Origin of the sequence: Demequina sp., from assembly GCF_016278765.1 — a bacterium.
In the GTDB taxonomy this organism is placed as follows: domain Bacteria; phylum Actinomycetota; class Actinomycetes; order Actinomycetales; family Demequinaceae; genus Demequina.
This window is the reverse complement of record NZ_JADQBE010000077.1, coordinates 1-8,571: the sequence shown is the minus strand read 5'-3', so window position 1 is coordinate 8,571 and position 8,571 is coordinate 1. Positions and strand designations below refer to the sequence as shown.

Sequence of the window (8,571 nt, the reverse complement as noted above, 5' to 3'; positions counted from 1 at the left end):
CGGACTTTCAAGAAGCCGCATAACCCCGTGTCCACTGAACGGGGTCAGGGCCAATTGAGTACCTTGCAGACGTCTCGCAAGAGCGGGTGCTGAACTCGCTCAGGAGCGTCGACCACGCCGTGCGCGACACCACTCGCTTTGTGCGAGGGGCCGAGCTCGTCGCCTCCGAGCTGCTCAAGGTGTTGAGATCCGAGCTGGAGAACAATGAGTCGGTCGATGCGCTGTCTGTCACCTACCCGAACGGCGAGTTTGTCGAACTCCGACACCCAGATGAGCAGTTTGGCGGCTATCAGGGCTATGTGGTGCATTACGGCGACGGCACCGTAGCGACGCGCATCGAGACCGACTACGACGCTGACCTCAACGCCGTGTCCGAGCGCTCGTCCGGCCTTGCCTTCGGAACCACGCGAACCGAGGCGTATCTGGCCGCGATCGCCACGTTCGCCTTGGCCTGGAGCGGCCCCGTTGCGGACGCCGTCTCGGGCCACGACGTGGTGCGCGCTTCGCTCGCCACGAGGGACCCGAAGGGCACCGTCACCATGGTGGTGGCCGCAGACCTTGCCATCGGGCCGTTGCAGGAGTCGCTGTCGACTCTGCCGACCGGTTCCGATGGAGCGATCTTTGTGCTGGCAAGCGATGGCGCCGTCATCGCGGCACCGGGGCAGCGGACCATCGTCCCGGTGGCGGAGCGCCAGGCGGCCGAGGGCGACGTTGTCGCACCCCAGCAGCAGCCTTCCAACGACGTCGACGAGGCGTTGGCCGAGCTTGGCTCCGGCGGCGATGACACGACGGTCGTGAGGTCCTTGGACGATCACGGGGTGGACTGGGTGGTGGAGGTGCGTGCGTCGGCCGCGGGCCTCAATGGAGGTTTCGGCCGATTGCGGGAAACCCTGAACCTGGTGACGGGTGGGCTGATAATCCTCACGGTGGTGTTGGGCTATGTGTTGGTGCGCATGTGGCGCCCGATGATGGACCTTCGCCACGGCGCGGAACGCGACGCGCTGACGGGTCTGTACAACCGGCGCCACGTGGATGCCGCCGCCGAATCGATGCTGCGATTCGCCGACCGCACCGAGGCCCGCGCGGCATTTGTGATGATGGATCTGGATGACTTCAAGAGCGTCAACGATGACCTGGGACATGGCGAGGGCGACCGCGCGTTGAGGACCGTCGGCGCGCATGTGATGCAGGAGATTCGGGCGGGTGACCTGGCGGCAAGGTGGGGAGGTGACGAGTTCCTGCTGGTGCTGCTGCTGGTTCCCGATGACGACGCGGAGGGCGTGGTTGAGCGGATCCGTGCGGGCACGTCCGACGCGCTGGCAGCGCTCTTCCCCGGGCGATTCGATTTGGGCGTGACGGCAGGTTTCGCAACCACGGACGTGGTGGGCGATGACGTGGGCGTGCTCATCGCGTCGGCCGACAGGGCGCTGGTGCGCGGCAAGGGGGTAGCCAAGGGCTACACCTACGCCCTTGCGCCGCACACCTAGCGACGCGTGAGGGGCGCCAGCGACACCCCTGGTAGCCTCGACGCCGTGACCGACACTTCCAGCAACCGTGTGGTGCTCGAACTCCAGGGCGCCAAGCCCAAGGTCGAGATCGACGGCACCCTCGGTGTCGTCTCCAAGGTCCTCATCAATGGCGAGCGGGCCAGGCCGGTGCGGGGCGGATGGTTCATCCCGCTACGCAACGGCGGCGAGGGTCGTCTTGAGGTCAAGGGCTACTTCCCCGGCTTCCAGCGCTTCCGCTGGCAGGGAGTCGAGGTCCACCGGCTGGGCGCCCACGTGGGATTGCCGGAGCGGATCGCGATGTTCGCGCCGTTCCTGCTGATCGTCACGGCGTGGTTCATGGTGCCCGTGGCTCTCATCGTGTTCTTCATGGGCATCCCGGTGGTCAAGAACCCCAAGATGCCGCGTGCGCTGCGCATCGCGTTGCCGCTGGTGAACACGGTGGCGGCGTTCATCGCGACGGTCGCCCTGGCAGCGCTGCTCTCGGACAACACGTAGCCGCTACCATGGTGCCCGTGAGCACGGCCCGCTACTTTAGCTAGGCCCGGCGAGGACCGCCGGGCCTGATCCCGCGCGCCGCAGACCCGGGCGTGTCACCGCCTCGTGAGCCGTTGACCGTCCCGCCCTGCGCCGTCGATAGACTTCTGGCCGAGCCTTCCACCCATTCGAGGGGTTTTCCATGTCTGATCTTCATCCGCTCGACGCCGACGGCGTTGAGGCGGCCGTCGCCGCTGCGATCAGCGCGTTCGACGCCGCGACCACCCTGGACGAGCTCAAGGAGGCGCGCCTGGCTCACACGGGCGACAAGGCGCCGCTGACGCTCGCCAACCGTGGCATCGGTGCGTTGGCCGGGCCCGACAAGGCCACGGCGGGCAAGCTGCTGGGCGGGGCGCGCGCGTCGATCGGCCGGGCGCTGGCCGCCCGCACCGAGGTGCTTGAGGCGGAGCGCGACGCGCGGGTGCTGGTCGAGGAGGCCGTGGACGTCACGCTTCCCGTGCTGCGGGCGCCCCTGGGCGCCAGGCACCCCCTGGAGACGCTCCAGGAGACCATGTGCGACATCTTCGTAGGTATGGGCTGGGAGGTGGCCGAGGGGCCGGAGGTCGAGGCCGAGTGGTTCAACTTCGACGCCCTCAACTTCGACCCCGATCACCCCGCCCGCGCCATGCAGGACACGTTCTTTGTGGCCGCGCGGGAGACGGACGACGCTGGGGCCGGGTTGGGTGGCCAGGCGGGGGAGACTCCCACGTCCGGCGTCGTGCTGCGCACCCACACGTCGCCCGTGCAGATTCGCGCGGCACTCGAGCGCAAGGACGCCCTGGTGAACGAGGGCCGCGGCATCTACGTGATCTGCCCAGGCAAGACGTTCCGCACGGACGAGTTGGACGCGACCCACACGCCGGTGTTCCACCAGATCGAGGGCCTGGCCGTGGATCGCGGGCTGACGATGGCGAACCTCAAGGGCACGCTGGATCATTTGGCGCGCGCCCTCTTTGGGCCCGACGCCGTGACGCGACTGCGCCCGTCGTACTTCCCGTTCACGGAGCCGAGCGCGGAGATGGACCTGCGCTGCTTCATCTGCGACGGCGGCGACACCTCGTGCCGCACGTGCAGGGGCACCGGCTGGATCGAGTGGGGCGGCTGCGGCATGACGCACCCGAACGTGCTGCGCGCCGCCGGGATCGACCCCGACGAGTACACCGCCTTCGCCTTTGGCATGGGCATCGAGCGGACGCTCATGTTCCGCCACGGCGTCAAGGACATGCGCGACATGGTCGAGGGCGATGTGCGCTTCTCGCAGCAGTTCGGAATGGAGGTCTGAGTCATGCCCAAGATTCCGCTGAAGTGGCTGGCCGAGTACGTCGATCTTGTTGACCCCGCGCCCGAGGCGGTCGCCGCCGCACTGGTGAAGGTGGGGCTCGAGGAGGAGGGCATTCACGGCGGCGCCGTGTCCGGCCCCCTCGTCGTCGGCCGCGTCCTGTCGATCCTCAAGGAAGAGCAGTCCAACGGCAAGACGATCAACTACTGCCGCGTGGACGTCGGCGACCACAACGACCCGCCAGGTCAGGATGGTCTCGTGCGAGGCCACAAGCCCGACCACAACGACACCTTCCCGCCCAGCCGCGGCATCGTCTGCGGCGCCCACAACTTCGTGGAGGGCGACTGGGTGGCGTGCATTCTGCCCGGCGGCGTGCTGCCCGGCCCGTTCCCCATCGGCGGGCGCAAGACGTACGGGCACTGGTCCGACGGCATGATCTGCTCCGCCAAGGAGTTGGCGCTGGGGGACGACCACACCGGCATCATCGTGCTGGCGTCGCCTTCGGGCGCCTCCGAGGACCTGGGGTACGACGCCGACGCCCTCGCGCCTGGGCAGGACGCCATCGCGCTGCTGGGGCTGGATGAGAAGACCATCGAGGTCACCATCACCCCCGATCGCGGGTATTGCTTCTCCATCAGGGGAATCGCGCGGGAGTACTCGCACTCGACGGGCGCGGCGTTCACGGATCCGGCGGCGATGGCCGTGTCGGGGACCGCGTCCGATGCAGCGTTCCCCGTGCTCCTCGAGGACGCGGCGCCGATTCGCGGCACCGTGGGCTGCGACCGCTTCGTGGCCCGCGCCTTGCGCGGCTTCAACCCGGGCGCGCCCAGCCCCGCGTGGATGAAGCGCCGCCTGGAGCAGTCGGGCATGCGCCCCATCTCGCTCGCGGTGGACGTCACCAACTACGTGATGCTCGAGCTGGGCCAGCCCCTGCACGCCTACGACCTCGGCAAGCTCACGGCGCCGATCGTGGTGCGTCGGGCGTCGGCCGGTGTTGATGGAACAGCGGAAACGCTCGTGACGCTCGACGACGCGACCCGCGCCCTGGACCCCGAGGACCTGCTGATCACCGACTCCGTCGGGGGCCACGGCAAGCGGGCCATCGGCATGGCGGGCGTGATGGGCGGCCTGGACACCGAGATCTCGGAAGCGACCACGGACATCCTGCTCGAGGCCGCACACTTCGACGCGATCACGATCGCGCGCACGGCGAGGCGTCACAAGCTGGGTTCCGAGGCGTCGCGGCGCTTCGAGCGCGGCGTGGACTCGGCACTGCCCCCGGTGGCAGTGCAGCGGGCGCTCGCGCTCATGCAGGAGTTCGGCGGCGGCGAGATCGAGGACGTCTACACGGACGCAGGGGAGACGACGGAAATCGACCCGGTCACCATGGAGATCGACTTTCCGTCGCGCATCGTGGGCATGGATTTCCCGGCCGACGAGGTGGTGGCTTCCCTTGAGGCCATCGGCTGCCACGTGACGCGCCTGGGCGATGAGCTCGCGGTGGCACCGCCCACGTGGCGCCCGGATCTGGACGCCCCCGTGACTCTTGTCGAGGAGGTGGCGCGACTGCGCGGCTATGCGGAGATGCCGTCGGTGCTGCCGGTCGCCCCGCCTGGGCGCGGGCTGACGCACGGCCAGAAGGTGCGCCGTTCTGTGGCCAGGTCATTGGCCGACGCTGGCCTCACCGAGGTGTTGACGTACCCGTTCATGGCGCCCGAGCGGCTGGACGAGTGCCTGGTGCCTGCCGATGACAAGCGCCGCAAGCTGGTGCGCCTGGCGAACCCGCTGGCCGCCGAGCGCGCCGTACTGCGCCCGCGCGTGCTGTTCACGCTGTTCGACGCCGTGCGCGTCAACCTGGGGCGCGGTGCGCAGGACGTGGCCGTGTTCGAGGTGGGCCGAGGTTATTTGGACACCGGGACCGGCGTGGCGGGGCTGCCAGCCGTTGATGGCTCTGTCACTGACGCCGAGCTTGCTGACCTGGATGCGGCGCTCCCGGAGCAGCTGCGGATGGTTGCTGGAGTGATGACTGGTTCGCGCGTGCCCGCGGGCTGGAACCAGCCCGCGGCGGCGTGGGAGTGGTCCGACGCTTTGGCGCTGGTGGAGACGGTCGCGGCTGCCGCAGGGGTTTCCCTGACGCGCCGCGCCGACTCCTATGCGCCGTGGCACCCTGGCCGTGCTGCTGTCTTTGCTCTACCGGACGGCACGCCGTGCGCGCACGCGGGCGAGCTGCACCCCAAGGTCTGCGAGACGCTGGGCCTCCCGGCCCGGTCGGTCGCGTTCCAGGTGCTGCTGGACCCGATCATCGCGTTCACCGAGGGCGTGCTGGTGGCTGCGGAGGCGGTGAGCCAGCAGGTGGTGGCCAAGGAGGACTTCGCTTTTGTGGTCCCTGCTGCGGTGACTGCTGGTGCGCTGGTTTCTGTGGTGCGCGAGGCCGGGGGATCGCTTGTTGAAGACGTCCGAGTATTCGACGTCTACGCGGGCGCCCAGGTCGAGGCCGGTCACAAGTCGATGGCGGTCAACGTGCGGATGCGCGCTGCGGATCACACGCTGACTGCCGAAGACGTGCTTTCGGTGCGCGAGGCTGTCATTGCGGCGGCGACTGGTCAGTTAGGCGCGGTGCTCAGGTAGGTGGGATCCCGTGCATCGGCACGGCGAGACGACAGTTCCCCGATCATCGTGAAGAGAATAGGCTGGTCAAGAACCATTTCCGACGGTAACGTCGTAAGTGACGCTCTCGGGGCTAGCACCACCGGTGTAGGTGACGACGGCGGTGCTCTCGCCCGGCTTGAGACCCTTCAGCATCGGTAGACGGGCGACTCGGCCCGAGAAGTCCGCCGGTAGGAATGCGAGAACCCTCGGATCCGTGATCTCCACATTCCAGTTCTTCGGTTCCATGTTGGAGGTGCCTGAACCGAAAACCTCAATCCCCCCGCCGACTGGGATCTCAACGACGACGGGGGCGCCACTCTGCGCCGCGCTCGTGAAGTCGACGTACGTTGGATCCACCGGGGGTGTAGGTGACGTGTGCGTGCAACCAGCGAGCGTCAAAGCGAGGAATGCTGTGCCTCCAACGGCCGATATGACTACGTGTGGTCTCGTACCCAAGAGTGTGATCCTCCTATTCCCAAACTGCTGGCCGACGGAGTGGCTCCGCCTGTCAGGAGCGCCGCAAACTAGAAGCCAGCGCCAGCCGGTCAAAGGGCACTGGTTTCAGCATGGAACTGCGCCCAAATTACGATACGCCCATAGTACGGGCGTCCTATGGTGTCCACCACAGGTACGTGTAGGTACTCGAAACATGAACGCTGCCACTACATGACGATGAACCCACAACCCCCGTGAAGCTAGGAGACGCCGAAGGTGTCGTCGCCACATTGACGTTGGTGAAATGGACAGCTGTGGTGTTCGGCAACTGGCTGCAGTAGGACACGTTGTAGACCTCCAAGACCCCGCCCTGAGCCAGCGGCCAGGACGTCGCACTGGTACTCGCACCGAGGGTCCTGTAGTACCCCGTGGTCGTGTCCGTGGCCTTGATGGTCCACGAACTTGACGAGCCGCCGCTCCTGCTCATATTGCCGTGGAGAACGTGCCCCGCCGAGGTCGATAGGAGGGCTGTGTGGAGGGAAGTTCCTTGCCCGACATACCACGAGGCAAGGTTCCATGAGTTGCCTCCGCCAGCGGCACTGCTTCCCCACTGCAGGACGGGCTGCACTATCCACGTGCCGCCGGTCGACTCGACGGACGGAAAGAGGAAGATCGTCCCGCCGTTGGATGTCGGATTTGCTGGCACAGTCCAGTCCGCCGAGAGACTAGTGATTTGCGATGTCGTGGACCACCAACTTGAGAGCCACCAGCCGCTCGGAAGAGGAACCGGTGATGTGGCAAGTGCGGACGTGCTCGGTGCGTCGGACACTGCGCCTGAAGTCGCCGTCACCGGATACGGGACGACTGCAGAGTAGGGGCAGGCAGGGATCTTCGTAGTCACTCCATCGGAGACAACGGTCCTGTCAGCGATTGACACTACGGCGTCGTCCGGAACCTCGTGAACGCAGGATTTGAATGTAAGACCTCCCGGAGTTGGAAGCCAGTCCCCAGAGGCGACGGCGTCTGCGTAACTCGGACTCGGCAGCAAGCCCGTACTTGGTGTAGGGCTCGCGCTCGCATCGGGCGGCGCGAAGCCAAGGATTCCGACGCTTGCGATCGCCACGATGAGCGCGGCAAGCGCGCCCCTGGGGCCGGAACTGGAATGTGTGCTTCGCATGAACTCGTCCTCCTGTGTCAATTCATCGTGTGTCCCACGGCGCCGACCACAATCGCTGTGGTCCAATTCGTTGGGCGCTTCGCGCGTCCCGCCCGGCAGGTCGTCCTCCGACAAGGGAATGTCCGGCGTCGGCACAAAGTGGACAAAGAATCTCTCCTTTTCGCGAGTGTTGTGGAGACATCCGTCGCCAGCCCCATTCACCAACGGACCGCAGTGACGCAGCGTGGTGGCGATTCTTCGTTGAGGTGGTCGAACGTCTTGCTGGCGGCGGATGTACCGGATGCACTCAACGGCGCGCGAGTTCCCAGGCATAGTCCATTCGGTTCTGCGTGGAGCTGTGATGAGTTCCGCCCGCCGAGAAAGCCGCCGTGTGGTGCGCGCACGGGCGCAGGCAATTGAGGAGGTTGTGTTTCGCACTCGCGAAGAGCCAGGTGTCTTGCTGACTTGAGCCGCATAGCAACTAAATTGGGGTGCTCAAGTCGCCGACATCAGTCGGCGTGCACCGGGCGCCCACGACCGCCGCATTGGATCCGCCCGACTCCGCGGAGCGTCACAGCGCCCGCGGCGACCTGCCGGTTTGACGGTGGCGGGTTTCTTGGCCAGCGCGAGGGTTTCGAGCCGGCCGGTGAGCGCGAGGATTTGCCGGGACTGGGCCGCGGGGTGGACTCTCTTGAACTCCGCGTTCATCCTGATGATCGGCATCTTCCGTATGTCTTCGCGGGCGATGGCGCGCTGGTGCGGGGTGGTCGCCGTGTCGTACCGTTTGGTCACTTTCGCTCCGTTGCGCTGCTTGAACACGAGCTTCTGCTGCGGTAGTAGGTAGTTCGTGAACACCCGGTCGAGTTCCCAGATCTCGTTCAGCAGGGCGAGCTCTGGTGGGGTGTCGTAGCGGTGGTAGCCGACGAGTTCGCGCACGTGGGTCCAGTTCTTCTGTTCGACGTGAGCGCCGTCGTTGGAGTGGTTGGCGCGGGATCGGGTGAAGGTGATTT

At 66.7% G+C, this 8,571-nt stretch carries 6 protein-coding genes and 1 pseudogene; 5 read left to right on the top strand and 2 right to left on the bottom strand.

The features are described from left to right. Positions 1-119 precede the first annotated feature (119 nt). The 4 genes from QZZ29_RS11330 (at position 120) to pheT (ending at position 5,949) form a co-directional block, all read left to right on the top strand. A complete protein-coding gene (locus QZZ29_RS11330; protein WP_291383369.1) occupies positions 120-1,487 on the top strand; it encodes a diguanylate cyclase in 1,368 nt (455 codons plus the stop codon). 45 nt (positions 1,488-1,532) lie between these two features. Next, positions 1,533-2,003 carry a hypothetical protein gene (locus QZZ29_RS11325; RefSeq protein ID WP_291383367.1) on the top strand — a complete coding sequence of 157 codons (471 nt, stop codon included), beginning with the start codon at positions 1,533-1,535 and terminating at the stop codon, positions 2,001-2,003. A gap of 181 nt (positions 2,004-2,184) precedes the next feature. Further along, a complete protein-coding gene (pheS, locus tag QZZ29_RS11320; RefSeq protein WP_291383365.1) occupies positions 2,185-3,324 on the top strand; it encodes a phenylalanine--tRNA ligase subunit alpha in 1,140 nt (379 codons plus the stop codon). 3 nt (positions 3,325-3,327) lie between these two features. Next, positions 3,328-5,949, top strand: coding sequence for a phenylalanine--tRNA ligase subunit beta (pheT, locus tag QZZ29_RS11315; RefSeq protein ID WP_291383364.1), 2,622 nt, complete (start codon positions 3,328-3,330; stop codon positions 5,947-5,949). A 66-nt stretch (positions 5,950-6,015) separates the two neighbouring features. On the opposite strand, the gene QZZ29_RS11310 is transcribed toward pheT, so the two are convergent. Next, positions 6,016-6,216: a hypothetical protein gene (locus QZZ29_RS11310; protein ID WP_291383362.1), complete on the bottom strand. Its 201-nt coding sequence runs from the start codon at positions 6,214-6,216 to the stop codon at positions 6,016-6,018. A gap of 623 nt (positions 6,217-6,839) precedes the next feature. Here QZZ29_RS11310 and QZZ29_RS11305 point away from each other — a divergent pair. Beyond that, the gene (locus QZZ29_RS11305; protein WP_291383360.1) at positions 6,840-7,280 is read left to right on the top strand and encodes a hypothetical protein; all 441 of its coding nucleotides are present in this window, start codon (positions 6,840-6,842) and stop codon (positions 7,278-7,280) included. 776 nt (positions 7,281-8,056) lie between these two features. On the opposite strand, the pseudogene QZZ29_RS11300 reads toward QZZ29_RS11305, so the two are convergent. Beyond that, a pseudogene (locus QZZ29_RS11300) lies at positions 8,057-8,571 on the bottom strand (hypothetical protein); the annotation flags it as partial.